At 71.3% G+C, this 26,099-nt stretch carries 23 protein-coding genes and 3 pseudogenes; 16 read left to right on the forward strand and 10 right to left on the reverse strand.

Annotated elements, in window-relative coordinates:
- Positions 1-277: pseudogene (locus PUR53_RS14165) on the reverse strand (2,4-dihydroxyacetophenone dioxygenase); the annotation flags it as partial.
- A gap of 89 nt (positions 278-366) precedes the next feature.
- On the opposite strand from PUR53_RS14165, the gene PUR53_RS14170 reads away from it, so the two are divergent.
- Entirely contained in the window at positions 367-666 is a 300-nt protein-coding gene (locus tag PUR53_RS14170; protein WP_329908472.1) for an ABC transporter ATP-binding protein, read from the forward strand.
- On the opposite strand, the gene PUR53_RS14175 is transcribed toward PUR53_RS14170, so the two are convergent.
- Together PUR53_RS14175 and PUR53_RS14180 are read right to left on the reverse strand one after the other, a co-directional pair.
- On the reverse strand, positions 645-2,168 hold the full coding sequence (locus PUR53_RS14175; protein ID WP_329908578.1) for a glycoside hydrolase family 43 protein: 1,524 nt from the start codon (positions 2,166-2,168) through the stop codon (positions 645-647). The two genes, PUR53_RS14170 and PUR53_RS14175, sit on opposite strands and share 22 nt — an antisense overlap.
- A gap of 79 nt (positions 2,169-2,247) precedes the next feature.
- The gene (locus PUR53_RS14180) at positions 2,248-3,324 is read right to left on the reverse strand and encodes a LacI family DNA-binding transcriptional regulator (protein ID WP_443080303.1); all 1,077 of its coding nucleotides are present in this window, start codon (positions 3,322-3,324) and stop codon (positions 2,248-2,250) included.
- A gap of 193 nt (positions 3,325-3,517) precedes the next feature.
- Here PUR53_RS14180 and PUR53_RS14185 point away from each other — a divergent pair, with 193 nt between their 5' ends.
- Positions 3,518-5,236 carry a cellulase family glycosylhydrolase gene (locus PUR53_RS14185; RefSeq protein WP_329908473.1) on the forward strand — a complete coding sequence of 573 codons (1,719 nt, stop codon included), beginning with the start codon at positions 3,518-3,520 and terminating at the stop codon, positions 5,234-5,236.
- Positions 5,237-5,338: 102 nt separating this feature from the next.
- Here the strand turns inward: PUR53_RS14185 and PUR53_RS14190 are convergent, their stop codons facing one another.
- The 4 genes from PUR53_RS14190 to PUR53_RS14205 all read right to left on the reverse strand — a co-directional run bounded on the left by PUR53_RS14190 (position 5,339) and on the right by PUR53_RS14205 (position 8,440).
- Entirely contained in the window at positions 5,339-5,731 is a 393-nt protein-coding gene (locus PUR53_RS14190; RefSeq protein ID WP_329900838.1) for a VOC family protein, read from the reverse strand.
- Positions 5,728-6,033 carry an ArsR/SmtB family transcription factor gene (locus PUR53_RS14195; protein WP_329900839.1) on the reverse strand — a complete coding sequence of 102 codons (306 nt, stop codon included), beginning with the start codon at positions 6,031-6,033 and terminating at the stop codon, positions 5,728-5,730. Before PUR53_RS14195 ends, PUR53_RS14190 begins: the two co-directional genes overlap by 4 nt.
- A gap of 65 nt (positions 6,034-6,098) precedes the next feature.
- The gene (locus PUR53_RS14200) at positions 6,099-6,992 is read right to left on the reverse strand and encodes an amidohydrolase family protein (RefSeq protein ID WP_329908474.1); all 894 of its coding nucleotides are present in this window, start codon (positions 6,990-6,992) and stop codon (positions 6,099-6,101) included.
- A 2-nt stretch (positions 6,993-6,994) separates the two neighbouring features.
- Positions 6,995-8,440 (reverse strand): eCIS core domain-containing protein, encoded by a 1,446-nt coding sequence (locus PUR53_RS14205; RefSeq protein ID WP_329900841.1) that lies wholly within the window; start codon positions 8,438-8,440, stop codon positions 6,995-6,997.
- Positions 8,441-8,684: 244 nt separating this feature from the next.
- On the opposite strand from PUR53_RS14205, the gene PUR53_RS14210 reads away from it, so the two are divergent.
- From PUR53_RS14210 to PUR53_RS14250, 9 genes are all read left to right on the forward strand, one after another.
- A complete protein-coding gene (locus PUR53_RS14210) occupies positions 8,685-9,212 on the forward strand; it encodes an SRPBCC family protein (protein ID WP_329900842.1) in 528 nt (175 codons plus the stop codon).
- On the forward strand, positions 9,205-10,836 hold the full coding sequence (locus PUR53_RS14215) for a phytoene desaturase family protein (protein ID WP_329900843.1): 1,632 nt from the start codon (positions 9,205-9,207) through the stop codon (positions 10,834-10,836). Before PUR53_RS14210 ends, PUR53_RS14215 begins: the two co-directional genes overlap by 8 nt.
- Before the next feature lie 117 nt (positions 10,837-10,953).
- Positions 10,954-11,832 (forward strand): SDR family oxidoreductase, encoded by an 879-nt coding sequence (locus PUR53_RS14220; protein ID WP_329900844.1) that lies wholly within the window; start codon positions 10,954-10,956, stop codon positions 11,830-11,832.
- 149 nt (positions 11,833-11,981) lie between these two features.
- Entirely contained in the window at positions 11,982-12,641 is a 660-nt protein-coding gene (locus PUR53_RS14225; RefSeq protein ID WP_329908475.1) for a nucleoside deaminase, read from the forward strand.
- A 70-nt stretch (positions 12,642-12,711) separates the two neighbouring features.
- A complete protein-coding gene (locus PUR53_RS14230; protein ID WP_329908476.1) occupies positions 12,712-13,632 on the forward strand; it encodes a hypothetical protein in 921 nt (306 codons plus the stop codon).
- Positions 13,633-13,653: 21 nt separating this feature from the next.
- A complete protein-coding gene (locus PUR53_RS14235; protein WP_329900847.1) occupies positions 13,654-14,646 on the forward strand; it encodes a BtrH N-terminal domain-containing protein in 993 nt (330 codons plus the stop codon).
- Between the two features lie 81 nt (positions 14,647-14,727).
- Entirely contained in the window at positions 14,728-15,168 is a 441-nt protein-coding gene (locus PUR53_RS14240) for an RrF2 family transcriptional regulator (protein WP_329900848.1), read from the forward strand.
- A 136-nt stretch (positions 15,169-15,304) separates the two neighbouring features.
- On the forward strand, positions 15,305-16,510 hold the full coding sequence (locus PUR53_RS14245; protein WP_329908477.1) for a globin domain-containing protein: 1,206 nt from the start codon (positions 15,305-15,307) through the stop codon (positions 16,508-16,510).
- On the forward strand, positions 16,507-16,998 hold the full coding sequence (locus PUR53_RS14250) for a group III truncated hemoglobin (protein WP_329908478.1): 492 nt from the start codon (positions 16,507-16,509) through the stop codon (positions 16,996-16,998). Before PUR53_RS14245 ends, PUR53_RS14250 begins: the two co-directional genes overlap by 4 nt.
- A 7-nt stretch (positions 16,999-17,005) precedes the next feature.
- On the opposite strand, the gene PUR53_RS14255 is transcribed toward PUR53_RS14250, so the two are convergent.
- Entirely contained in the window at positions 17,006-17,596 is a 591-nt protein-coding gene (locus PUR53_RS14255) for a GNAT family N-acetyltransferase (RefSeq protein ID WP_329900851.1), read from the reverse strand.
- On the opposite strand from PUR53_RS14255, the pseudogene PUR53_RS14260 reads away from it, so the two are divergent.
- From PUR53_RS14260 to PUR53_RS14275, 4 genes and pseudogenes are all read left to right on the forward strand, one after another.
- Positions 17,595-18,289, forward strand: a pseudogene (locus PUR53_RS14260) (SDR family oxidoreductase). The gene PUR53_RS14255 and the pseudogene PUR53_RS14260 sit on opposite strands and share 2 nt — an antisense overlap.
- Before the next feature lie 128 nt (positions 18,290-18,417).
- Positions 18,418-19,320 (forward strand): UTP--glucose-1-phosphate uridylyltransferase, encoded by a 903-nt coding sequence (locus PUR53_RS14265; protein WP_329900852.1) that lies wholly within the window; start codon positions 18,418-18,420, stop codon positions 19,318-19,320.
- A gap of 21 nt (positions 19,321-19,341) precedes the next feature.
- Positions 19,342-19,566 (forward strand): annotated as a pseudogene (locus PUR53_RS14270) (RNA polymerase subunit sigma-24); the annotation flags it as partial.
- 177 nt (positions 19,567-19,743) lie between these two features.
- Complete coding sequence (locus PUR53_RS14275) at positions 19,744-20,817, forward strand: glycoside hydrolase family 5 protein (RefSeq protein ID WP_329908479.1); 1,074 nt, start codon at positions 19,744-19,746, stop codon at positions 20,815-20,817.
- Positions 20,818-21,237: 420 nt separating this feature from the next.
- On the opposite strand, the gene PUR53_RS14280 is transcribed toward PUR53_RS14275, so the two are convergent.
- Positions 21,238-22,836, reverse strand: a complete 1,599-nt coding sequence (locus PUR53_RS14280; protein ID WP_329900854.1) for an AMP-binding protein — start codon at positions 22,834-22,836, stop codon at positions 21,238-21,240.
- 423 nt (positions 22,837-23,259) lie between these two features.
- Positions 23,260-24,594: a cytochrome P450 gene (locus PUR53_RS14285; RefSeq protein WP_329900855.1), complete on the reverse strand. Its 1,335-nt coding sequence runs from the start codon at positions 24,592-24,594 to the stop codon at positions 23,260-23,262.
- A 191-nt stretch (positions 24,595-24,785) separates the two neighbouring features.
- Between PUR53_RS14285 and PUR53_RS14290 the strand changes: the two genes are divergently transcribed.
- Positions 24,786-26,036, forward strand: coding sequence for an LmeA family phospholipid-binding protein (locus tag PUR53_RS14290; RefSeq protein WP_329908480.1), 1,251 nt, complete (start codon positions 24,786-24,788; stop codon positions 26,034-26,036).
- The last annotated feature ends 63 nt before the right edge of the window (positions 26,037-26,099 follow it).

Below are 26,099 nucleotides of genomic sequence, written 5' to 3' on the forward strand. Positions count from 1 at the left end.
CCCACTTGCCGGAGATCGTGTAGGCGAACACCTCGTGCGGGTGGTAGTGCCGGTTGACGAGTCCGGCCTCCTTGGCGCGCAGGATGTCGGCCCAGGAGTTGTCCTTGACGTTGATCCACAGGGGTCGTGATCCGACGGTCTGGCTCAGCGGCGCGTAGTAGCGGTCTTCGTCGGTGGCCACCTGGGACAGGTACACCTCCGGCAGCGCGTCCGGCTTGAACGAGTTCTGGATCGGCTTCAGCCCCTTCCAGAACTCGGACCTGGCTTCCTCCGGCATGCTCGGCTCCCTTGTGTCGTGGGTGGCCGACAGTGAACCTCGAAAGCCCAGAACAGTCTTTCTCCTGCCAGACATCGCGGCTTGCCTGTTTGGGACATGCCCATGGGCGAACGAAAGGTGGTCGTCTCCCTATCTCCGAGCTGCAGTCCACGCTCGGCTGTGCGTATCTGTTCATCACGCACGACCTCGCCGTCGTCAAGGAGTTCGCGGACCGCACGCTGGTCCTGCAGCACGGGCGCATCGTGGAGGAGGGAAACAGCGTCGACGTGTGCGACCGGCCCCGGCACGAGTACACCCGCCATCTGGTGGCGGCCGCACCCGTGCCCGACCCGGACCTGCAACGGCGGCGTCGGGAGCAGCGGTCGCTTCAGCTGTCCAGCGGCTCGTAGTCGAACCAGTCGAAGTGGACGGAGGCCGCGGAGGCGAACATGCCGAACACCCGGCCGGTGAAGCCTCCGGCGACCTCCGTGGACAGGTACCGCCCGTCCAGCGAGGCGAGTTCGACGTAGGTGCCGTCCGGTTCCTCGTAGCCGAGCGAGACGTGGTCGGGGCCGGTCCGCGCGTCGGTGACCGGCGTGGGGACCGTCTCGGCGCGGAGCACCACGGGCCCGGGGGGTACGGGCCGGGATGCCACGACCGTGCTCAACGGGCCGATGCGGGCGCGGACCCGCACCTGTCCGTCGCTCGTCTCGACCGCGTAGTGGTGCCCTTCGTCGAGGCGTACGGCGAGGCCGCCCTGCCCCTGCTCCTCCGTCACGTCGACCAGGGTGCGCACCCGGCACGAGGGGTGCTGCTGGCGTCGTCCCACGAACGTCACGTCGGCGTCGTCGAGGGACCCGCCCCGGGCCCGCAGGGTCAGTGAACCGGGCCGTTCCTTGGTGGTGCAGTCCTCCGGGGGGCGGCGGCGCAGCGAGATCCAGTGCGGCGCCAGTTCGGCGGCGTCGAAGTCGTCCCGGATCTCCGGCGCCGCGGCGGGTGGGGTGAGGGGCCAGGGCGGTGCGGGCATGGTGGTCGACAGTTCACCGACGACGGGCCAGCCGTCGACCCATTCGACGGGTACCAGGTAGGTCTCCCGGCCGAGTACGTGCCAACCGGGGGTGCCGCCGCCGGGCCGTACGCCCAGCAGCACCATCCACCACGAACCGTCCGGTCCCTGCACGAGGTCGGCGTGGCCGGTGTTCTGGATGGGGTGGTCGGTGCCGCGGTGGCTGAGGATCGGGTTGGCCGGGCAGGGCTCGAACGGGCCGGTGGGGCTGCTGCCGCGGGCGATCGAGACGCCGTGGCCCCGCTCGGTGCCGCCTTCGGCGATGAGGAGATACCAGTGGTCGCCGATGTGGTAGAGGTGCGGTGCTTCGGGGGCCTTGGCACCGGGTGCCCCGGACCACAGTTGCCGGCGGGTGCCGGACGTCTCCCCGGTGTGGGGATCGAGGCCGATCTGCCCGACTCCGGCAGTGGTGCACCAGCAGGTGCCGTCGTCGTCCCAGGCGAGGTCGGGGTCGATGCCGTGCACCCCGGGCAGCCGGACCGGGTCGGACCAGGGGCCGGCCGGGTCGGTGGCGGTGAACAGCAGATTGCCGTCGCCGCTGACGTTGGTGACGATCAGCCAGAAGCGGCCGTCGTGGTGGCGCAGGGTGGGCGCGTAGATCCCGCCCGAGGAGGCCGTGTCCGGCGGGAGCCGCAGTTGGCTCGGGCGGTCGAGGGCGTTGCCGATCTGGGTCCAGTGCACCAGGTCCCGGCTGTGGAAGAGGGGGACGCCCGGGAAGTACTCGAAGCTGGAGCAGGCGAGGTAGTAGTCGTCGCCCGCGCGGCAGACGGAGGGGTCGGGGTAGAAGCCGGGGATCACCGGATTGCTGACGGTGGGGTCCGTCTCGGACACGCTGGTCACCCTCAGGGGTCCTTTCGCAGTCACGAAAGTTTCTCTGCTTCTTTGGAAAGTTTCCCGATCAGGCTAGTGAGGGCCTTCGCGGCGGTCAATGGCCTCGCCGGTCGGCTTCCGGGGGCGGCGCGGTGCTGGCCCGGACCGTCAGAGTCGTCGCGATCTCCAGCCCGGCCTGGGGGGCCGCCTCGCCCCGGCCGAGCGTGAGCGCCAGTTCGGTCGCGGCCGCGGCCATCTCGGTCAGCGGCTGGTGAACGGTCGTCAGGGGCGGGTCGACCCAGGCCACGACCGGCAGGTCGTCGAATCCGACGACGCTCAGGTCGTCGGGGATCCGCAGTCCCGCCTCGCGTGCCGCCTGGTAGACGCCGAGCGCCTGGAGGTCGTTGGTGGTGAAGATCGCCGTCGGACGGTCGGGCAGGGCCAGCAGGGAGCGTGCCGCCCGCTGTCCGTCCTCGGCGGTGAGGGGCGCGTACACGACGAGTTCCGGGTCGACCGGCAGACCGGCGGCCCCCATCGCGGAGCGGTATCCGTCCAGGCGGGCGCAGCAGTACAGCTGGTCACGCGGGCCGGCGATCATGGCGACGCGGCGGTGGCCGAGTTCGGTGAGGTGGCGGGTCGCGGCCCGGCCGCCGGACCAGTTGGTGGCGCCCACGAACGGGACGTCGTCGGGCAGTTCCGTCGCCGGGTCGAAGACGACGAACGGGATGCCCTTCGCCCTGAGTTGCTCCCGCTCGGCCTCGGACAGCTGGGCCACGGACAGGACGCAGTTCGGCCGCCGGGCGACGGTGTCGTCCCAGGTGAGCGGGTCCGAGTCGTGCAGTCCGAACTCGGAGACCATGACACCGACGCGGTGGCGGCGGGCGACCCGCTTGACCCCCCGGATGATCTCGGCCGCCCACAGGTGCTCCAGCTCGCGGAACACCAGCTCCACGACGTTGTTGCGCTGCGCGCCGGTCGGCTTGCGGTAGCCGTAGCGCTCGACCAGTTCCTCGACGCGGGCGCGGGTGTCCGCGGAGACGCCGGACCTGCCGTTGATCACCTTGGAGACGGTGGGGACCGACACCCCCGCCGACTCGGCGATGAACGCGATCGTGACCGGCCGGGACGTGTCGACCCGTCCCTCGTCGCCGTCGACGCCGTCCACCGGCCCGTCGGCCGTGTAGTCCGCCAAGATCGCCCGCCCGTCTGCTGGTTGTCCCGCTTCATTCTGGCATCTCGGGTCGCCGCGACTGTGGCCTCCGAGGCGTCGTCATGTTAATTTCTCCGCCGCTGAGAGAGAAAGTTTCCTTCTCTCCGAGTTCGCATCTCCCGGCCTCCGGGCCGATCCCACGCGTCGCACACCCCCACTTCAGAAGGTGCACGTGATGACGAGAAGACTCGCAAGCGGACGACTCGCAAGCGGACTGACGGCGTTGCTGCTGGCGCTCGTCCTGCTCCCGCTGATGCCGGCCACCGCACGGGCCGCCGATCCCCCCGTCCCCCCGGCCAGCTCCCCGGCCGCCCGCAGCGCGGTGGCGGCCATGCAGCCCGGGTGGAACCTGGGCAACACCTACGACGCCATCCCCGACGAGACGTCCTGGGGCAACCCCCCGGTGACCCGGGCCCTCTTCCAGAAGGTCAGGTCACAGGGCTTCAAGAGCATCCGCCTGCCCGTCACCTGGGGCATCCACCAGGGCGGCGCCCCCGACTACACGATCGACGCGGCCTGGATGGCGAAGGTGCGCCAGGTCGTCGACCTGGCCCTGGACGAGAACCTCTACGTCCTGCTGAACATGCACCACGACTCCTGGATGTGGGTCAACACCCTCCCCACGGACCACGACACCGTCCTCGCCCGCTACCGCGCGACCTGGACGCAGATAGCGGCGGAGTTCCGCGACAGGTCGCCCCGGCTGGCGCTGGAGAGCATCAACGAGCCCACGTTCACCGGCACCTCCGGCGACGACGAGAACTACCGGCTGCTGGCCGAGCTCAACAGGGTCTTCCACCGCATCGTCCGCGACTCCGGCGGCGGCAACGCGAACCGGCTGCTCGTGCTGCCGACCCTGTACACCAACGCCGACCAGGGCCGCCTCGACGCGCTGGCCGCCGAGCTGGCGGAGCTGCGCGACCCCATGGTGGCCACGACGGTCCACTTCTACGGCTGGTGGCCGTTCAGTGTGAACATCGCCGGGTACACCCGGTTCGACGCGACCTCGGAGCAGGATCTGACCGCCACCTTCGACCGTGTGCACGCAGCGTTCACCGCGCGCGGCATCCCCGTCGTCATCGGCGAGTACGCCCTGCTGGCCTACGACCACAACCGGCCCGGCATCATCCAACGGGGAGAGCAGCGCAAGTACTTCGAGTTCCTGGGCGACTACGCCCGCCGTAAGAACTTCACCACCATGCTGTGGGACGCCGGTCAGTTCCTGAACCGCAACACCCTCCAGTGGCGCGACGCGGAGCTGTTCGGGCAGATCAAGTCGAGCTGGAGCACCCGTTCCGGGACCGCCTCCAGCGACGAGGTGTTCCTGCCGCGATCGAGTGCCATCACCGCCGAGGAACTCACCCTCAACCCGAACGGCACCGACTTCCAGGGGCTGCGGCACGGCTCCCGCAACCTCCTCCAGGGCAGGGACTACACGCTCTCCGGCAACCGGCTCACCCTGACGGCCACCGCGCTGACCGAGCTGGCCGGTGACCGGGCGTACGGGGTCAACGCGACGCTGGAGGCACGGTTCTCCCGGGGCGTGCCCTGGCGGATCGACGTGATCACCGCCGACAGCCCGGTGCTCTCGGCCGCCTCCGGGAGCACCACCGGCCTGGCGATCCCGACCCGGTTCCGAGGCGACCGGCTCGCCACCATGGAGGCCCGGTACGACGACGGGAGCAACGCGGGCCCGGCGAACTGGACCTCGTACCAGCAGTGGGACACCGCGTTCTCGGCCTACACCGACGACGCGATCAAGCTGACCGCCGAGTTCTTCACCTCCCTGCGGGAGAACTCCCGAGTGACGCTCACCTTCCACTTCTGGAGCGGCGCGAAGGCGACGTACCACGTCACCAAGTCGGGGGGCACCGCGACCGGTTCGCCCGCCTGAGGCCGGTCATCGCCTAGGCGGGGCGGTCGACGCCGGGAGGGTGCCGCACCGGCATCCGGCCACGAAAGCTCGCCCGCCCCGCCCAGGCGATGAAGGGACGCTCTACTTCGGCTGCGTCGCGATCTGGATCAGGTTGCCGCAGGTGTCGTCGAAGACGGCGGTGGTGACGGGGCCCATCTCCACGGGCTCCTGGACGAAGCGCACGCCGAGGCCGTGCAACCGCTCGTACTCCGCGCGCACGTCGTCGACGGCGAACTGGGCGAGCGGGATGCCGTCCTCGACGAGGGCGTCCCGGTAGGTCCTGGCGGCCGGATGACCGGCGGGTTCCAGGAGGAGTTCGGTGCCGTGGGGCTCGTCGGGTGAGACGACGGTCAGCCAGCGGTCCTTCTCGCCCACCGGGACGTCGTGCTTCTTCACGAAGCCCAGGATCTCGGTGTAGAAGTGCTCGGCCTTCGCCTGGTCGTCGACGAAGACGCTGGTCAGATGGATCTTCATGGGGTGTTCTCCTGCCGCTGTCCGGGGGTGTCGGTCACGGGCCACCGCTCGGTTATCCGCCGCAGTGGGGCCGTGTCGAGGTCGTGGAACTTGTAGCGGCCCTCCCGTCTGGTCGCGACGAGCCCCGCGGACTCCAGCACGGCGAGGTGCTGGGAGACCGCCTGACGCGAGATCCCGAGCCGGTGCTTCATGCTCAGTCGGGAACAGATCTCGAACAGTGTCTGCCCGGACTTCTCGGTGAGCTCGTCGAGAATGATCCGGCGCGTGGGGTCGGCCAGGGCTTTGAACAGGTCGTCGGCCACGCCCCCAGCATAGGCAAGTCTCCACTTGCCTATCAAGTGGCCGACCGACACGCCGCCCGGCGCCTCTACAGTGCGAACAGCTCCGCCGCGTTGTCGTGGCACACCGCCCGCAGCCACTCCTCGCCGAGGCCCAGCCGTTCCAGGGCGTGGAGCTGGTGCACGTACGGATAGGGGAGGTTGGGGAAGTCGGAGCCGAACAGCACACGGTCACCGAGGGCCGCCAGCCGGGGCAGGGCCCTGCGGGGGAACGGCATGAACCCCTCACTGAAGTCGGTGAACGCCATCGTGGTGTCCAGCCGCACCTCCCCGTACCGTTCGGCGAGGCCGAAGAACTCCTCGTACTCGGGCATCCCCATATGGGCGACGACCAGCCGCAGCCTGGGGTGCCGCGCCAGCACCCGGGCGATCGGCTCGGGGCCGGTGTGTTTGCCCGGGGCGGGCCCGGAACCGCAGTGGATCACCACGGGAACCCCGGCCTCGGCCAGCAGCCCCCAGGCCGGATCGAGGAGTTCGTCGGTGGGGTCGTACGCCCCCACCTGCACATGCGCCTTGAGAACGCGCGCTCCCGCCTCGACGGCCTCCTGGACGTACGCCTCGACGCCCGGTTCCGGATAGAGGGTCGCCGTGTGCAGACAGTCGGGGGTGCGGCCGGCGAAGTCGGCCGCCCAGCCGTTCAGCCACCGGGCCATGCCCGGCTTGTGCGGGTACAGCATCGCGGTGAAGGCCCGCACACCGAACTCCCGCAGCAGGGCGGCCCGTTCGGCCTCCTCGTGGCGGTAGGTGATCGGCCACTCCATGCCACCGGTCAGCGGTCCGAGCCCGTCGAAGTACTCCCACACCTTGCGCAGGACACGCTCGGGCATGAAGTGCGTGTGGACGTCGACGAGTCCGGGCAGGGCGAGCGCCGCCCAGAAACGGCGGATCTCGGCGGCTTCCTCCCCCACGGACATGTCACTCATGGCTACACGTTCTTCTCGCCCTTCACCGGCCTGATGTCCTCGACGAACAGCTGGAAGAGCAGGCGGGTGATGTCACTGTCCCCGAGGGAGAGGCTGAACGGCTCCTTGGCCTCGGGCTTGAGTCCGATGAATCCGGGGAGTTTTCCCTCTCCGCCCGCGGCGGTCGGGAAGGTGCTTCCCGTCTCCTCCTCGCGGGTCTTCCTGATGTGATAAGGGGTTCCCTTCTCACCGGATATCGCCATGTAGTCCGGAGAGAAGAGGCGTTCGTGCGCGCCCTCCTTGAGCGTGAATTCGACCATGACCTGCTTGTCCTCGTCATGGAAGTACTCGGCGGCCTGACCGGCGTCACCCAGGTGGTTGCTGACGGGCATGACTCCGACGTCGCCGCTGCCGTCCGCGACCGCTTCGCGGAAACGCTTCGCGATCCCGGTACCGTCCTTGCTCTCGGTCGTCAGCCACTGCTCCGTGGCCGCGGCCTTTCCCTTCCATTCCATGATCGCGACGGCCTCGCTCGCGAACATGGTCCGGTAGAGCTTCAGCCGGCCCTTGCCCTTGTCGCCCAGGGCGGCCAGTTCCTCCAGAAGCTGGGGTCCGACGGTGTGGAGAATGTCCTCCAGTTTCCGCTTCGGTGCCGGCCCTGCCTTCTTCTTCTTCGTCTTGGGCGGAAGAAGGGAATGGCCCGCAGCCGTCATCTTGTCCTTCCAGTATTTCTCCTGGAGCATTTCCTGAGGATCGCCGAGGGTCCGCTGCACCGCCTGCGCCGGACGCGGGTCACGCACGGAGTCCACCGCGACCCGCCCAGGGTCGGCCGCCCGCTGCACCTCGGGCCGGGCGGGGCCGGACATCACCCGGCGCGCGTTGGCCTCGGCGGCCTGCTCGAACCGGTCGGACGGGTCGGAGACCTTCAGCCCGCCGCCGTTGTCGGTGCCGGCGACCGGCCCCTGGCGCTGCTGGATGACATGGGTGAGTTCATGGGCCAGCGTGTGCTTGTCGGCTCCGCCGTCACCGATGACCACATGGCTGCCTGAGGTGTAGGCGCGGGCGCCGACCTCGGCGGCGGACGCTCTCGCCGCGCTGTCGTCGTGGATGCGGACGTCCGAGAAGTCGGCGCCGAGCCGCGCCTCCATGTCCGTGCGGGTGGCCTCGTCGAGGGGTTGGCCGGGCGCGCGCAGGACGTCATGGACGGCCGAGCGCTGCACGTTGGGCTCGACGGCACTCCCGTGCCCGCAGCCGGCGCCGTGCCGGTGTTCCTCCTGGGCCCAGGAGTGGCCCGCCCGGCGGAGCAACTGGACGACCGCCGCGTTGCCCGTGGCGTTCTGCAGAGCGAGCAGTCCCTGGGGCGACGACAGATCCGGTTGCCGCCGAGCGGGTGACGCCGCCGGTGTGACGGCCGAGCCCCGGTTCTCCTTCCGGTCGTCGCCTGCCTTGTCGCTCCTGCGTGTCCGCACTGACAGCCCTCTCCCATGATCGACGCGTGAAATTCCTTGCTACACCGGCATCGCCCCGTTCGACGAGGTCCTCAGGGGCAGACCTCGGCATCCGATCGGGCAACACCGTGGGACGACGCGAGAGACAGCGCGCGGGACGGCGGTCGTAGCTCCGCGGCGACCGAGCGGTGCGCGTGCCTGGTGTGGTTCGGCCCGGGCCGGGCACTCGGGCGTCGACCGAGGCGGGACGGCCTGGAGGTGTGGGATGGCGGTACGGCATCGGCTGATCAAAGTGAGCCCGCAGACCGTGTGGGACGTCCTCGCGGACGGCACCCGGTACGCGGAGTGGGTGGTGGGCACCTCGGCCTCCGAACCGGTGCGCGGACAGTGGCCGCAGGTCGGCTCGGCCATCGCCTACGAGATCCGGGTCGGCCCCTGGCGGCTGAGCAACGAGACGGTCGTCCGCTACTGCGACGAGGGCTCCGAGCTGGGCCTGGAGGCTCGGGCAGGGGTGCTGGGGACGGCGCGGATCTCCGTCGAGCTGCGGCCCTGGGGACCGTACTGCCTGGTGATCGCGGACGAGCACCCCTTGCAGGGCATGGGCGGACAGCTGCACAACGTGGGTGTGGAGGCGCTGATCCAACTGCGGCACCGCACGATGCTCGCCCGGCTCGCCCGGCTGTGCGAGGCCGAGGGCACGCCCCAGCGGGAGAGCCCCGAGGAGGCGGAGGCGGAACGACCGAGGAAGCCGCGCGGGGTGGCGGCGCACCGCACCGCCGGCGGCCATGGCTGACGCCGTCGTCATCGGGGCCGGTCCCAACGGGCTGGTGGCCGCCAATCTGCTGGCCGACGCCGGCTGGAGCGTCGAGGTCCTGGAGGAACAGCCCGAACCCGGCGGCGCGGTGCGCCACGACCGGGAGGTCGACCCCGACTTCGTCAACGATCTCTTCAGCTCCTTCTATCCCCTCGCCGCCGCGTCACCGGTCCTCGCAGGCCTGCGTCTGCACGAGCACGGTCTGCGCTGGAGCCACGCCCCGCATGTCCTCGCCCACCCCCTCGGCGACGACAGGTGCGCGGTGCTCTCCCGCGACATCGACGTCACCGCCGCGTCCCTCGACGCCTTCCACCCGGGCGACGGGGACGCCTGGAGGCGCCTGCACGCGACCTGGGAACGCCTCGGCCCCGACATCGTGGACGCGCTGTTCACCCCTTTCCCGCCGCTGCGCGCCACGGCCCGCCTCGCCGTCCGGCTGAGGGCTGCCGGGGGTCTGCGGATGGCCCGCACCCTGGCGACACCGGTGCGCCGGATGGGTGACGAGGAGTTCCGGGGGGAGGGCGGCAAACTGCTGCTGGCCGGGAACGCCCAGCACGCCGACCTCGCGCCGGAGGCCGCGGGCAGCGGCGGCTACGGCTGGCTGCTGTGCATGCTCGGACAGACGTACGGCTTCCCCGTGCCGGCCGGCGGCGCCGGAGCCCTGACGGCGGCCCTCGTCAGCAGGCTGCGGGCGCGCGGCGGCACCATCCGCTGCGGGCAGCGCGTGAGCCGGGTCCTGGTACGCGACGGACGGGCCGCCGGGGTGCTCACTGCCGAGGGCGAGACGGTGACCGCCCGCAACGCCGTCCTCGCGGACGTGTCCGCACCGGCCCTCTACGGCGACCTCGTCGGCCCGGAACACCTCCCCTCCCAGGTGCTGGCCGACCTCAGGCGCTTCCAGTGGGACTTCGCCACGTTCAAGGTCGACTGGGCCTGTGACGGGCCCGTGCCCTGGCGGGCCGAGGCGGCGGCGGGCGCCGGCACCGTCCACCTGGCCGACGGGGTCGACGAACTCACCCGCTGTGCCGCCCAGATCGCCATGGGCCAGGTACCCGACCGCCCCTTCGCCCTGTTCGGGCAGATGACGACGGCGGACCCCTCCCGCTCGGCCCAGGGCACCGAAGCCGCCTGGGCCTACACCCACGTGCCGCACGTCATCAAGTCCGACGCGGGCGACGAGGGTCTGACCGGCAAGTGGAACCGTGCCGAGCAGGAGCTGATGGCCGATCGCATCGAACGCCAGGTCGAGCGGTTCGCCCCCGGTTTCCGCTCCCGTGTCCGCGCGCGGCGCGTGCTGGCCCCGCCCACCCTCCAGTCCCTCGACCGCAACCTGTACGGCGGCGCCCTCAACGGCGGCACCGCGGCCCTGCACCAGCAGCTCGTGTTCCGCCCCTCCCCCGGCACCGGCCGCCCCGAGACCCCCGTGGACGGCCTCTACCTCGCCTCCGCCTCCGCCCACCCGGGCGGCGGGGTCCACGGCGCCCCCGGCGCCAACGCCGCCCGCGCCGCACTGCGCCGGCACCGACTGCCGGGCTTGACCCGCGCCCAACGCGCCCTCGCCCACCGGGACCGCACCGGCCGAAAACCCGGCCCCCGCCACTGACGCCGCACGCATCCGTGGCCGTACGGCAGCCGGATGGCGCGGGGACCCGGCGCCCCGCACGAGGAACGGACCCGCGCAGGGCGGAGAGAAGCAGGGCGGAGAGAAGGAGGGCCCGCCGTGGACGACAGCCCACTCGAGGACCGCGTCGTCGTGGTGACCGGAGCGGCCCGCGGCGTCGGGGCGGCGCTCGCCCACCAGCTCGCCCGGCGGGGCGCACGCCTGGCCCTGCTCGACCACGACGAACCGGCGCTGCGGGCGACCGCCGCCGCACTCCCCGGCACCACGCTGGCCCTCCGGGTCGACGTCACCGACGACGCGGCTCTCGACGACGCCGCCACGACCGTCCGCAGTCGCCTCGGCCCGCCCTCGGTCGTCGTGGCCAACGCGGGGATCGCCGAGAGCGGCCCCTTCGCCCGGTCGGACCCCGCCACCTGGCGCCGGGTGATCGACGTCAACCTGATCGGCAGCGCCCAGACGGCCCGGGCGTTCCTGCCTGACCTGATCCGGACGGCCGGCTACCACCTGCAGATCGCCTCCCTGGCCTCCATCGGCGCCGCACCCCTGATGAGCGCGTACTGCGCCTCCAAGTCCGGTGTCGAGGCGTTCGCCCACACGCTGCGCGCCGAGACGGCACACCACGGCGTGGCCGTCGGCATCGCCTACCTCGGCTGGACCGACACCGAACTGATCCGCGACGCCAACCAGTACAGGACCATGCGGGAGCTCCGCGCCCACATGCCGCCTCCCGCCGGACGCGTCCAGCCCGTCGAGACCGTCGCCGTCCGCCTGGCACACACCGTCGAGCAGCGCCGGACCGTCGTCTACATCCCCCGCTGGCTCCGCCTGACCCAGCTGACCCGGGCCGCGATCCCACCCCTCGTACTCCGCGCGACGCGCCGCACCCTCCCGCGCCTCGAATCCGAACGCCCCCTGCACCCCACGGGCTTCCTGGGCCCCGGCGCCATTCCGCCGGAACGTCGTGACGGCACGTACTGACGCCTGACCTGACGGCACGTACTGACGCATGACCTGACCGCATGTCCTGACGTCCCGGCGCGGCCCGTCGCGTCACGCGCGGATGCGACTACTCAGCGAACTCGAACCGATACCCTCCGGAATCGTCGACACGACGTGAGGAGAGACGTATGGATGCGGGCAGGCGGCAGTTCCTCGGCAGGTGCGGAGTCGTGGTGGCGGGAGCCGCGGCACCCCTCACCCTCCCCCGGCCCGTGCTCCAGGAGAGCCACGCCCGACCCTTCGACCTGCACAGCCGCAACCGCGGCCGCACCGAGCACGAGCGATTCATGGGGCTGGCCATCGAGCAGGCCCGGCGCAACCCCGAGTGGCCGTTCGGCGCGGTGATCGTCGACAGCCGCACCGGCGAGGTGCTGGGGAGCGGGGTCAACGAGGGGGCGGACAGCCCGCTGCTGCACGGCGAGGTGGTCGCCATGAACGACTACGTACGGCGGCAGGGCAACCAGGGCTGGGCCGGGACCACCCTGTACACGACGGGTGAGCCCTGCTCGATGTGTATGAGCGCGCTGGCGTGGGCGGATGTGCGGCGGGTCGTCTGGGCGAGCTCGATCGACGAGATCCGTCGCACCGACATCATCCAGATCGCCCTGACCGCACGGCAGGTGGCCGCCGCCGCGCGGTCCTTCTACACCCCCGAACTGCTCCTCGGCGGCGTCCTGTCCGACCGGACCAACCAGCTCTTCCGGGAGGCCCAACGGCTGCGCCAGGGTGCGGGCGCCGCCCACGACGAGACGTCCCGGCAAGGGGCGGGGAGCCGCCGACCGATCTGAACCGGTCCGCCCGAGGCTTCGGGCACGGCCCGAGGTGCGCCGCGGCCCGGCCCGGGCGAACCTGATGATCATGCGGCGCGACGGTGAACCAGACGGTGGCGGCGGTGCCGTGGAATCGGCGCTCGACGAGCTCTACGTCACGCCACCGCCCGCGTTCGTCTCGCGCCGCGAGAGCCTGGCGACCGAGGCCAAAGCGGCCGGACGCGTGACGGACGCCCGTCGGATCCGCGCCGCCCGACGCCCGTCGCTCGCGGCCTGGGCGGCGAACCTGCTGCTGCGCTCCCGGCCGGAGGAGAGCCGGACGTTCCTGGACCTCGGGCGGGCGCTGCGCGACGCCTACCGGAGCCTGGACGCCGACGGGGTCAAGGAACTGTCCGAGCAGCGCAGGAGCGTCGTCGCCGCGCTGTCCCGGCAGGCCGCCGAGCTCGCCGCCGAGGCCGGGCACCGGCTCTCGGACCCGGTACTGCGCGAGGTCGAGGCCACCCTGCGGGCCGTCCTCGCCGACCAGGACGCGGCCGACCGATGGGCGACCGGCCGATTGGAGAGCGCCCTCACCCCACCGTCGGACTTTCCCAGCACCACGACCGCGAGGTCCGATCGCCCCCGGAGGCCAGCCACACCGACGCGCACGCAGGACGAGGTCGCCGAACGGCGCCGTCGGAAGCAGGAGCGACTCGCTCAGCAGAAGGAAGAAAAGCTCCCTCGGCAGGAGCACGAAAAGCTGGCCCGGCAGGAGCAAGAGAGGCTGGCTCGACAGCAGCGGGAGAAGCTGGCTCAGGAGAAGCGAGAACGCCTCGGCCGGGCGCGGGAGGCGGCCCGGGCCGCCGATCAGCGCTTGCGGCAGGCGCGGGACGACCTCCGGCGGGCGGAGCGGCAGCAGCGTGCGGCGGAGAAACAGCGTGAGGAGGCCGCCGACGCCGTCTCCCGGGCCGAACGGGAAGCCCGGGACGCCGCATCCGAAGTGAAGCGACTGTCAGGACGCGGCACGTAGCGAACCGGTTAGATGGTGCGCATGACGACAGTGGAAGGCATCGACGCTCGCGGTACGCACCACTGCGAGACGACGACCCTGGGGGTGCTGCTGCGGCACCAGGGGCTCGACCTGTCCGAGCCCATGCTCTTCGGCCTCGGCTCCGGCCTGTCCTTCATCTACTGGGACAGCAAGAACATGGACTTCCCGTTCCTCGGCGGGCGGGTCAAGCCGTTCGAACTCACCAGGAACCTGGCCGCCGCTCTCGGCCTGGACCTGGTGGTCGAGGAGACCGGCTCACCCCGCAAGGCCTGGGAGAACGTGCAGGCTCCCCTCGACGCGGGCCGACCGGTCGGACTTCAGCTCGACAGCTACCACTTGGAGTACTTCTCCTCGAAGGTGCACTTCGGCGGCCATGTGGTCGCCCTGTACGGCTACGACGACCGTGACGCCCACCTGGTGGACACCGACCAGCAGGGCGGAGCGGTGTCCACCAGCCTGACGAGCCTGGCCGAGGCCCGGGCCGCGCGGGGTCCCATGAGTGCCAGGCACCGCTCGTTCACCCTCACCGCGCCGGCAGGAGGCACACCCGCCCTGACGGACCGGATCGTCCCGGCCATCACCGCCTGCGCCGACGCCTTCCTCCACCCGCCCATCGCCAACCTGGGGCACCGGGGCATCGAGAAGGCCGGCAAGCTCGTACCGACATGGTCGCGCCGCACCGACGATCCAGGACGGGATCTGCCGCAGGCCGCCCTCCTGATGGAGAAGGCCGGCACCGGCGGCGCCCTGTTCCGCAATCTCTACCGTGACTTCCTCGCCGAGTGCGCCGAACTGCTCGACAGCGACCGGGTACGCGCGGGCCACACGCTGTACGCAGAGGCGGCCGGCCTCTGGACGGAGGTGGCGGCGCTGATCGGGAAGGCGGGTACGTCGGGCGAGGAGGAGTGCCTGCGGCAGGCGGGCACCGTTCTCGGCGATCTCGCACGCATCGAGCGCGAAGCCATGGGGGAACTGAGCCGCCTGGAGCCGTAGTCGAGCGACGAGACGTACGCCACTCCTCCCCGCCGGGCCCATAAATACGCATCTTTGATGCAACATTGCTAGGCTGCCGCCGTGAGGCTGACCAGATACACGGATCTCGCACTACGGGCAGTGATGCGCCTGGCCGTGGTGGACGGCGAGGAGTTGCTGACCACACGCCAGATCTCCGACTCCATGAACGTCCCCTACACGCACATGGCGAAGGCCATCGCGCAGTTGCAGCACCTGGGCGTGATCGAGGCGCGGCGCGGCCGCAACGGCGGGCTGACGCTCACCGCCGCGGGCCGGAGCACTCAAGTGGGCGATCTGGTCCGGACGTTGGAGGGCGACCGGGAAGCCGTGGTGTGCGAGGGCGACGCCCCGTGCCCCCTCTCGGGCGCCTGCCGGCTGCGGCGGGCCCTGCGACAGGCGCAGGACGCCTTCTACTCCTCGCTGAACGGCGTGACCGTGGCCGATCTGGTGACGTCACCGACGGGACCGGTGCTGCTGGCACTCGGCGCTCCCCCGGGCTGACCGCCACGTGGTACCGGATCGCGACCGTCGAGCGACCACCACGGCCGTCCCATCACGGCCACCGACCACCACGGCCAAAAATACGAGTCTCCCGCACCAATTAACGAATCAACCCTCGGCAACAGGAGTGTCTCTGATGCTTTCCGCGCAGTCGGCCCCCGTCGTACGCGCGACGCTTCCCGTGGTGGGAGCCTCGCTGACCACGATCACGGAAGTGTTCTACCGGCGGCTGTTCGAGGAGCGTCCGGAGCTGCTGCGGCACCTGTTCAACCGCGCCAACCAGGCATCCGGCGCCCAGCGCGAGGCCCTGGCCGGTGCCGTGGCGGCCTTCGCCACCCTCCTGGTCGAGCGGCCCGACGAACGCCCGGACGCCGTCCTCGCGCGCATCGCCCACAAGCACGTCTCCCTCGGTGTCACCGCGGACCAGTACCCCTTGGTGGGACGCCACCTGCTCGCGGCGGTCGTCGAAGTCCTCGGTGACGCCGTGACCCCCGAGGTCGGTGCCGCCTGGGACGAGGTCTACTGGCTGATGGCCAACGCCCTCATCGCGATCGAGGCCCGCCTCTACACGGAGGCCGGTGTGCCGGACGGTGAGGTCTGGCGGCCGATGGAGGTGGCCGAGCGCCGTCAGGAGTCCGCCGACGCCGTGTCCCTGGTCCTGCGCCGGCCCGACGGGCGTCCTACGCCCGCGTTCCGCCCCGGTCAATACGTCAGTGTCCGCGTGGAGCTGCCCGACGGCGCCCACCAGATCCGCCAGTACAGCCTGTCCACGGCCCCCGACCACAAGACCTGGCGCATCACGGTCAAGCGCGAGAGGGCCGCCGACGGCACCGTGCCCGACGGCGAGGTCTCGTCCTGGCTGCACACCCACGCCGAGGTGGGCGGCGTCCTGGACGTCTCGGTGCCCGCCGGTGATCTCGTCCTGCCGGAGGGCGACACCCCGCTCCTGCTCGCCTCCGCCGGCATCGGCATCACCCCGATGCTGTCGATGCTCGACCACCTCGCCCTCACCTCCTCCTCGCGCCCCGTCACCGTCGTGCACGCCGACCGCTCCCCGCGCGACCATGTGCACCGCGACGAGCAGGCGGACCTCGTCAGCCGTCTGCCCCGTGCCGACCTCCACCTGTGGTACGAGCGCGACGCCCACCGCTCCCCCGGCACCCATGTCTTCACCGGCCTCGCCGCACTCGACCACCTCGCCCCGGGCCCCGACACCACCGCCTACCTCTGCGGGCCGCTGCCCTTCATGCGGGCGGTGCGGGGCGAGTTGCTGGCCAAGGGGCTGCGTCCCGCCGCCCTCCATTACGAGGTGTTCGGCCCCGACCTCTGGCTCGGCAAGTGAGCGGGACGCGACACCTTCCCGACATCCGCGACCGCAGGGACGTGGAGCGGCTGGTGGGCGCGTTCTACGACGAGGTCCTCGGCGATCCCCTCATCGGCCGGCTCTTCACGGAGGTGGCCCGTGTGGACCTGGCCGTCCACCTGCCCGTGATGGCCGACTTCTGGGAGAGCGCCCTGCTCTCGCCGGGCGTCTACCGCCGCAACGCCCTGCGCGCGCACCGCGACCTGCATGCCGAGAGCCCGTTGCGCGCCGAGCACTTCGACCGCTGGCTGGAGCTGTGGTCGGCGGTGGTACGTCGACGGCACGCGGGACCGGTGTCCGAGCGGGCGATCGTCAAGGCACACGCCGTGGCCCGCCCCCTGCTGCACCACACCGCGGGAGACGGGCGGCCCCGCCGGGAGCCCGGCCCCGTCCTCGTCACCATCGAGCCGTCGGCCGACCACGGACGGGCGGGCCCGGACGGACACCGGCCGGGAAGCGAGGGGTGAGACCGGGTCACCTCCGCGCGGACTCGACACCTCCGGCCCCGCGCCCGGGCGACTCCTGGCCCGTCGCGTCCGGCTTCCAGTCCTGGGCGAGGAGCCCGAGCACCACCTCGTCCAGGAACTCGCCCATCACCCAGGCCGAGGAGCGCAGCACGCCTTCGCGGACGAAGCCGTTGCGCTCGGCGGCGCCCAGCATCGCGGCGTTGTCCGACAGCGTCTCGATCTGCAGCCGGTTCAGGCCGCGCACGACGAAACCGTAGTGGCACAGCACCGCGACCACGTCCGTGCCGTAGCCCTTGCCCCGGGCGGCCGGCAGCAGCCCCAGCCCGATGTGCGCGGTCCGGTGGTGGGTGTCGATGCCCCAGAGCGCCGCGGTGCCGAGCAGCGTCCCGCCCTCCGACTCCACGACGGAGAACGGGACGCGGTCCTGCGCCGTGCCGTCATCCACGGGCCGCGCGTCCTTCGAGTCGGGGGCGAGCGGACGCCACGGCCGCCCCTCGGACCGCGCGGCATTGACCACGTCGTTGTAGAGCTCGGCCACCAGAATCGGAATGTCTTCCTCGTGCCGAGCCCTCAGCCCGACCTTGGCACCTCTCAGCATGCGAGCTTCCTACCGGGCCGAACGAGCCGACGGCAATCGAATAAGCCCAGCGATCGGTGGAACCGAGCTCATCGGCTCGAACCTGGTGAGCAGGCTCGCCGCCGACGGGCACGAGGCCGTCGCGGCCGCGCCCGGCACCGGCGGCAACACCCTGACGGGCGAGGGCCTGTCCGAGGTCCTGGAGGGGGCGTCGGTGGTGGTCGACGTCTCGAACTCCCCCTCCTTCGCGGACGACGCCGTCATGGACTTCTTCCGGACCTCCACGACCAACCTCCTCAAGGCCGAGAACGAGGCCGGCGTGACCCACCATGTCGCGCTCTCCGTGGTCGGCACGGACCGCCTCCAGGAGAGTGGCCACTTCCACGCCAAGCAGGTCCAGGAGGAGCTGATCTAGGCGTCGGGGATTCCCTGGTCGATCGTGCACGCCACGCAGTTCTTCGAGTTCGTGAAGGCGATCGCCGACATGTCGACCGAGGGCGACACCGTGCGTCTGGCCCCGGTCGGGATCCAGCCGTCCAGCTCGACGCACTCGTCCGCGAGGCACTCGCCGCCACGAACGACCCCCGCACGATCGTCACCGACCCGAACGCCCTGTACTCGGGCGCCCAGGTGAGGGAGAACACCCTCGTCCCCGGCCCGGACGCGCACATCGCGGAGACCCGCTTCACCGACTGGCTCGTGCGGCAGCGGTGAGGGCCGCACCGACCCGACGCACGGGTGGACACCCTCCTGGGTAGGCTTTCCGGCGGGGCCGCGCGACCGTGTGTGTCCAGGTCGCCGTGCCAACCGGTCCGGTGTGCCGCTCGACCAGGAGAGACGTGATGTCCCCGACGATTCGCAGGGCTGTGATCCCCGCCGCCGGCCTCGGTTCCCGTCTGCTGCCCCTCACCAAGGCGATTCCGAAGGAGATGCTGCCGGTCGGCGACAAGCCGGTCGTCGAGCACACCGTGCGTGAGCTGGTGGACTCCGGCATCACCGACATCACCATCGTGGTCTCCGGCGGGAAGAGCCTCATCCAGGACCACTTCCGGCCCAACCCCGCCCTCGTCGAGCAGCTCCGCGAGGATGGCAAGACGGCCTACGCGGACGCGGTCGAGGAGGTCGCGGAGCTGGCCCGCCGGGGGCACATCACCTATCTCGACCAGTACGGGCCGTACGGCAACGGCACCCCGGTGCTGAACGCCGCCCGCTCCTTCGGCGACGAGCCGGTGCTGGTGCTCTGGCCCGACGACGTCTTCGTGGCCGAGGTCCCCCGCGCCCAGCAGCTGATCCGCGCCTACGAGCAGACCGGCTGCCCGGTGCTGGCACTCCTGCCGATGGACCCGACCGAGTCCCAGCGCTACGGCGTGCCCATAGTCAAGGAGGATCTCGGCGACGGCCAGCTGCGCATCACCGGCCTGGTGGAGAAGCCCGAGCCCGCCGCCGCGCCCTCGGCGTACGCGGCCATCGGCGGCTATGTCGTCACCCCCGGCATCATCGACGAACTGCGCGAGCAGACCCGTCGCTGGTACGAGCACCGGACGGGCGAGGTGTACCTGACCGACGCGATCAACGCCTACGCCGCGACCCGCGCGGTGTACGGGCAGGTCATCAAGGGCCGCTGGTACGACACGGGCAACCCGGCCGACTACCTGGTCGCCCAGATGGCCTCCGCCCTGGCCCACCCGGAGTACGGCCCTGTCCTGCGCGGCCTGGTGAACGGCCTGGACTCCCCCGCGAACTGACAAGGCCCCGCGCCGCGGAGCCGGAAGATCGTGAGCCGGGCGCGCCGGCATCTGGCGGAGGAGCGGCGGGGAAGCGTGGACACGGCCGAGCACCGGCGTCTGCTCGGCGCTTTCGTCTCGGCGGCCCGGACGGGGGACGTGGCCGCCCTGGAGGCCCTGCTGGCGCCCGACGCCGTCAGTCTGTCCGACGGCAACGGGCTGCGGGGGTGCGCCCGCGTTCCCGTGACGGGCCGGGCTCGCGTGGCCAGGACGCGGCTTATCCGAAGTTTCGCCGCCTTCAGGTAGGTCCTCCCGCGCTTCCCCCTGGAGACCGCCGCGGTGCGGATGTGACATGTGGGCTGCCGCGCCCCTTGCAAAGGTCCGGACCAACTGCTAATTCCCTTTCTGTTAGGAAAGTTTCCTACCAGTTGGCAGGAGTCCCCCATGAGACCGGCACGATCCGTTCTGCTCGTCGCCGCGCTGCTGCTCCTCGGCCTCGTCCTCACCCCCGCGACCGCGCAGTCCGCCCCCACCACATCCAGGACACCCACGACCCCCTCCGCCCCGACGGCCCCGACCGCGGCGGCGAGCCCTGTCGCCTCCAACGGACAGCTCAAGGTCTGCGGCACCAAGCTCTGCAACCAGCAAGGAAAAGCGTTCCAGCTCCGAGGGATGAGCACGCACGGTCTGCAGTGGTACAGCCAGTGCGTCACCAGCGGCTCGCTCAACGCCCTCGCCACCGACTGGAAGGCGGACGTCCTGCGCGTCTCCATGTACATCCAGGAGGACGGCTACGAGACCGATCCGCGCCGCTTCACCGACCTGGTCCACGCGGCCATCGAGCAGGCCACGGCCCGCGGCATGTACGTCATCGTCGACTGGCACATGCTCGACCCGGGCGACCCGCACCACAACCTCGCCCGCGCCAAGACCTTCTTCTCCGAGATCGCCCAGCGCCACCGCGACAAGAACAACCTGCTGTACGAGATCGCGAACGAGCCCAGCGGCGTGAGCTGGTCCCGCATCAAGAGCTACGCCGAGCAGCTCATCCCCGTGATCAGGGCCAAGGACCCGGACACGCCGATCCTGGTCGGCACCCGCGCCTGGTCCTCGCTCGGTGTGTCGGAGGGCGCGAACGAGTCCGAGGTGGTCGCCAACCCGGTGAACGCGGCCAACATCATGTACACCTTCCACTTCTACGCGTACTCGCACCGGGACGAGTACCTCCAGACCCTCTCCCGGGCCGCCGACCGGATACCCGTCTTCGTCACCGAGTTCGGCACCCAGAACTACGCGGGCGAGGGTGCGAACGACTTCGCCATGGCGCAGCGCTATCTCGATCTCCTGGCGGCCAAGAAGATCAGCTGGGTCAACTGGAACTTCTCCGACGACCACCGCAGTGGCGCCGTCTTCAAGCAGGGCACCTGCGCCGGCAACGGACCGTGGGCCGGCACGTCCCCCCTCAAGCCCGCGGGCGTCTGGATCCGCGACCGCGTCAGGACACCGGACGACTTCTGACCGGTGATCAGCCGGACGACTTCTGAACCGGTGGCCAACAACACGACGGGGGCCGCCCGACCGACCCCGGCTCCCGTCGTGTCGGCGTGGGGCGGGGCACCGGCCGTGGGGCACTGTGGTCGCGTGTGCTCCTCCCCCCAATGGCCCGCACGGCTACGGGGCCTGTCACGAAGGCGCTCCACTGGGCGGTGTCCGCGGCCCTCGCCGTGCAGTTCGCCGTCGGATACCTCCTCGACGAGGACGGCTACGGGCCCTTCGGCGACGGCTCGCCCACGCCACCGGGACCACCCTGTACGCGGTCACGTTCGCCGTCCCGGTCACTTCTACGCGGCACTCGCGGCGCACGTCGGGCTGGTGCTCAAGCATCAACTGGTCGATCGTGACCACCTGCTGGGCCGCATGCTCTGACCGGGTGTGTTCTCAGTCTGCCTCCTCGACCAGGCGGCGGACGCCGGCCTTGTCCAGCTTTCCCGAGGCGTTCCTCGGGACGGCCGGCACGATGGTCAGACGGCTGGGCAGCTTGTACCGGGCCAACCGGTTCGCCGCGTGGGCGTGGACGGTCTCCAGGGTGATCTCCGACGTGCCGTCCACGCTCATGACGGCCTGGACCGTCTCGCCCCACCGTTCGTCGGGGACGCCCACGACGGCGACGTCCACGACTCCCGGCATCGCGGTGAGGACCCGCTCGACCTCGGCGGGATAGACGTTCTCACCGCCGCTGATGATCATGTCCTTGAGGCGGTCGACGATGTACAGACAGCCGTCCTCGTCCAGGTGGCCGACGTCTCCCGAGTGGAACCAGCCCTCCTCGTCGAAGGCGGCGCGGGTGGCCCCCGGATCGTTCCAGTAGCCGGCGGTGACATTGGGGCCGCGTACGACGATCTCCCCCGGTTCCCCCGGTCCCAGGGGGGCGTTGGTGACCACGTCGACGACCCGGACCTCGGTGAACGGCATGGGGATGCCCGCGGAGCCGATCTTCTCCAGGGTGCGCTCCACGGGCAGATGCGTGGCGAACGGCGCGGTCTCGGTCAGGCCCCACGCCTGCTGGAGCAGGATGCCGTGCCGGGCGTAGAGCTCGATGAGCGAGGGCGGTACCGGCGCGCCCGCGACCACGATCGACCGCAGACGGCTCAGGTCCCGGTCGAACATGCCGGGTTGCCTCGCCATGGCGGCGAACATGTGGGGGACCCCGAACATGGAGTTGACCCGATGGGTGACCAGGTCGTCGAGGCACCGCCCCGGGTCGAACCCCCGGCTGATGACCACCGTGCCGCCGCGCACCAGGGTCCGGATCACGAAGCTGTTCAGGGTGCCGATGTGGAACAGCGGGGCGGCGGCACAGGTGACGTCGCCGCGGCGGGTGTCGAGCTGGAGGTCGACGTTCACCCCGTTCCACCAGACGTTGCCGTGGGTGAGGAGGACGCCCTTGGGCGTGCCGGTGGTGCCGGAGGTGAACATCAGGATCGCCGGGTCGTCGGCGGCCTTCGCGGCCACTGAGGTCGTGGGCGGGGCGTCGGCGAGGAGGGACGCCCAGGGTTCCCAGCCGGGCGCGCCCCCGGTCGGCACCTCGGGGTCGTCGTCCACCAGGAGGAACCGCGTGAGGGCGGTCCGGTCGCGGATCCCGTCGACGCTCGCCCGGTGCCCCTCCTCGCAGACGAGCGCGGTGGAGCCGCTGCGGACGAGGACGGCCTCCAACTCGGCGGCCGCCAGCCGGAAGTTGACCGGGACGAAGACGGCCCCCAGTCGATGGGCGGCCAGCAGGGTGACGAGGAAGGAACTGCTGTTGAGTCCGAGGTGGGCGACCCGGTCCCCGTCGCCGACGCCACCGTGCGCCAGCACGGTGGCCAGGCGGGCGGCCCGGTCGTCGAGTTCGGCGTAGGTGAGGTCACCGCCCGGGTAGCGGACGACGACGGAGGCGCCCTGGTAGCGGGCGTTGCGTGCGACGGCGGCGGCCGGGTTGAGGTCGACCCGCAGGCCCGAGTTGCGCGGGTGGGGTGTCGTCGCTTCAGGGGTGGTCACGAGCGGCTCCTCGTCAGGCGTCGGCCCGCCGCAGGCTACGCCGTCGACGCGGGCCACGCGCCGAGGCCGCAGGCGAGTCCGTGCGGAATTCGCGCATCAGGGCCTCTTGCCCGAGGCAACGGGAGGGCCCTGCGGGATGCGACGGAATGGCAGCAGGTCTGGAAGAGACTCGCATGTCGTCCGTGACCCCCCCGATATACCGGATGCGTACGATGCCGAGCTGCCTACACTTGGCATGCACGCGCAACGCTGCGAAAACGGGGGCGCCCTGAGCCTGGAGTACCGACTGCTCGGCCCGGTCGACGCCACCCCACGCAGTGGTGGCATGGGTCCTACGGCGACCACTGCGGGACCCTGCACACCGGCACGACGGCGGCCCTCTGCGGCCCGGCCGACGCCAGAGCCCGGCCGATGGGCGCCTCCTCAGTGGTCCCGTGACGGTTTCAGGCTCACGGGAGTGGGGCCGTCGGGGCGGACCGTGATGCCGTGGACGGCCTTCGGCGCGGCGGAGTGGAAGACCGGCCGGTGGACGGGCAGCAGGTGTTCGAGGAGGACGGTCGACTCGCGCAGGGCGAACTGGAGGCCGAGGCAGGCGCGGGGCCCGATGCCGAAGGGGTAGTACGCGCCCGGCTGGGTGGGGCGGCCGCCCGGGGAGGTGAAGCGCCGAGGGTCGAAGCGCTCGGGGTCCGGCCACAGGACGGGATCGCGATGGGTGAGGTACGGGCAGACCAGGAGGTCGGAGCCCGCCTCGACGGTGTGACCGGCGAGGACGTCGTCCTCGGCGGCGTGGCGCGCCAGGATCCAGGCGGACGGGTAGAAGCGGAGCGTCTCGTGGATCAGCGCCTGGACGGCCTGTCGGCGCTGCGCTGAGCCCTCGTCACCGGCGGACAGGGCCTGTGCGCGGGCTTCCGGGTGCCGATCGAGGAGCAGGTGGAGCCAGGTGAGGGTGGTGGCGGTGGTTTCGTGTCCGGCGGCCAGCAGGGTGACGAACTCGTCGCGGATCAACCGGTCGGTGTACTCGGGGTGTTCGGCGGAGGCGTCCGTCAGCACGTGCAGCAGTCCCGGGCCATGAGGGCCCGCCGCCCCGCCGCGGGCGGCGTCGATGGCGTGCCGGGCGACCGTGTCGATCCGTGCGAGGTCGGCGGCGACGGCGTCCCGGGCCGCGTCCGCGTCGGCGGGCAGGGCCGGCAGGGCGGCCCCCACGGCTTCCACGGCCGCCAGTTCGCTTTGGGTCTCGTCGTCGAGGGGGTGGCCGGTGAGGGAGCGCCAGATGGTGTCCAGGGCGAAGCGGCGCATCTCCTGGCCGAGGTCGAAGGTCTGCCCGGTGCGGGCGTAGGCGTCCCAGCGTCGCGCGGTGGTGCGGGCGGCGGCGGTGATCCGCTCTTCGTAGCGGCGCATCCCGGTGCCGGTGAACTGGGACTGCAGCAGACGGCGTTGCCGTTTCCACGCCGCACCGTCGGCGGCGAGGAGGCCGTCGCCGATCAGCACACGGGCACGGTGCGAGCGTTTGACGTAGCGCTCCGGGCGCGTGACGAGGACGTGTCGGACCGCCTGCGGGTCGGTGACGAGGACGGTGGGCCTCGGGCCGAGGCGGAACGCCGCGACCCCGCCGAGCCGTTCGCGCACCTGCGTCAGCAGATCGAGCAGCTCGCCGCCGTCCGACCGCCATCGCGCCACCAGCTCCGGCTCGGCCTCGGGGACGGGCCGTTGCGTCCCGGGAGCGTGCGGATGAGAGCCGGGTCCGGCCTCGGTGTTCATGTGTCCTCCCCCTGATCGACCGCTCACAGCACGGACTGTACGGGAGCGGGCACCATCGGTGACAGTCGGTCAGCGGTCGCGCCTGCTCTTTCGCGTGCCTTCCGCGACGGCACTCGTCGCGATCGTGAACTACATCGCATACCCGGGGTTCAGGTTGCGGGCGGGGGTGGTGGACATGTTCGGATGAGGCGATGCGCTCCCCCCACCGCACAGATCCGCACCAGTTCTCCGCCGATGGCTCCGAGGCGCCGCGCAACCCGTACGAGGAGCTCGGCGCCCTCGACGACGGTCCTCTGGAAGTGACCTCCCTGGAGGAGTTCTTCGACGAGGACACCACCGGAGGCGGTGACGAGGAGGAGCGGGAGCCGGAGTGGTCTCCGCCCGTGCACCGGCGGGGCGGACGGCGGCGCCGGGGGCGGTTCGCGGGGCTGCCGCTCGCGGTGAAGGCGGTCGTGGGGCTGGTGGTCCTCGCCGCGTTCGCCGGCCTCGCGGACCGGTGGGCGGTGCTGTACGCGGAGCACCGGGCGGCGGACGCCCTGGAGGACCGGCTGGACCTGGCCGCGGCGCCCGAGGTGGAGATCGGCGGCTTCCCCTTCCTCACCCAACTCGCCGACAAGCGGCTGGACTCGGTGCGGCTGACCGTGCCGGACGTCGCGGCCGACCGGGTGTCACTGGCGAAGGTGTCGGCGACGGCCCATGACGTGCGGCTGGACGCCGACGGCCTCACCTCCGTGCGCGGCGCCCACATCCCGCGGCTCGACGGTGACGTGTTGCTGTCCTTCGCCGATCTCAACCGCGAACTCGGCGCGTCCCAGGTGACGTTCACCGGCGAGGGCCGTGACCGGGTCCGGGCGCGTGGCACGCTGCCGGTCGCCGGGCGTGATCTGCGGCTGCGTGCCGAGGCCACGATCCAGCGGCAGGGCGAGCGGGGCATCGCCACGGAGATCGGTGGCATGCGCCTGGACATCGGGGACCTGGCCACGTACCGCCCCGGCACGCGCGCCTCGGACGGTCTGCATCTGACCCCGAAGGCCGCCGCCGACCTCGCCCGGGAGACGCGCAGGGCGAAGGCCCTGCTGTCGGTGCCGGCGATCGTACGGCGGTTGGGGATGTCGGACGCCACCGCCCGCGAGGCCCTCTCCGACGAGGGCGCACTCACCGAACTGACGGGATCACCGCGCTTCGCCCGCCAGGCCCAGGGCCTCAACCTCGTCGATCTGGCCCTGGACAACCCCGCCGTCCTGCGGAGTCTGGGCCTCGATCCCGACCTCCTCGATGCCCTGTCCCGGCTCACCCGGCCGGTGCTCGCCGACCGGCTGGCCCTCTCCTTCGAACTGCCGGAACCGGAGCGCGGGAACGTGCGGCTGCGGGACGTACGCGTGGAGGAGGACGGCATCCGGGTCCGGCTCACGGGCTCCCAACTGGCCTTCGGCAGCCAGTGATTCTCTGTTCTTGATGAAATTTGGTGTGCAGATGTGTTGACCTCTGTTCGAGATCTCTTCTAC

The sequence above is a fragment of the Streptomyces sp. SP18BB07 genome (assembly GCF_036322545.1).
Lineage (GTDB): Bacteria > Actinomycetota > Actinomycetes > Streptomycetales > Streptomycetaceae > Streptomyces > Streptomyces deccanensis.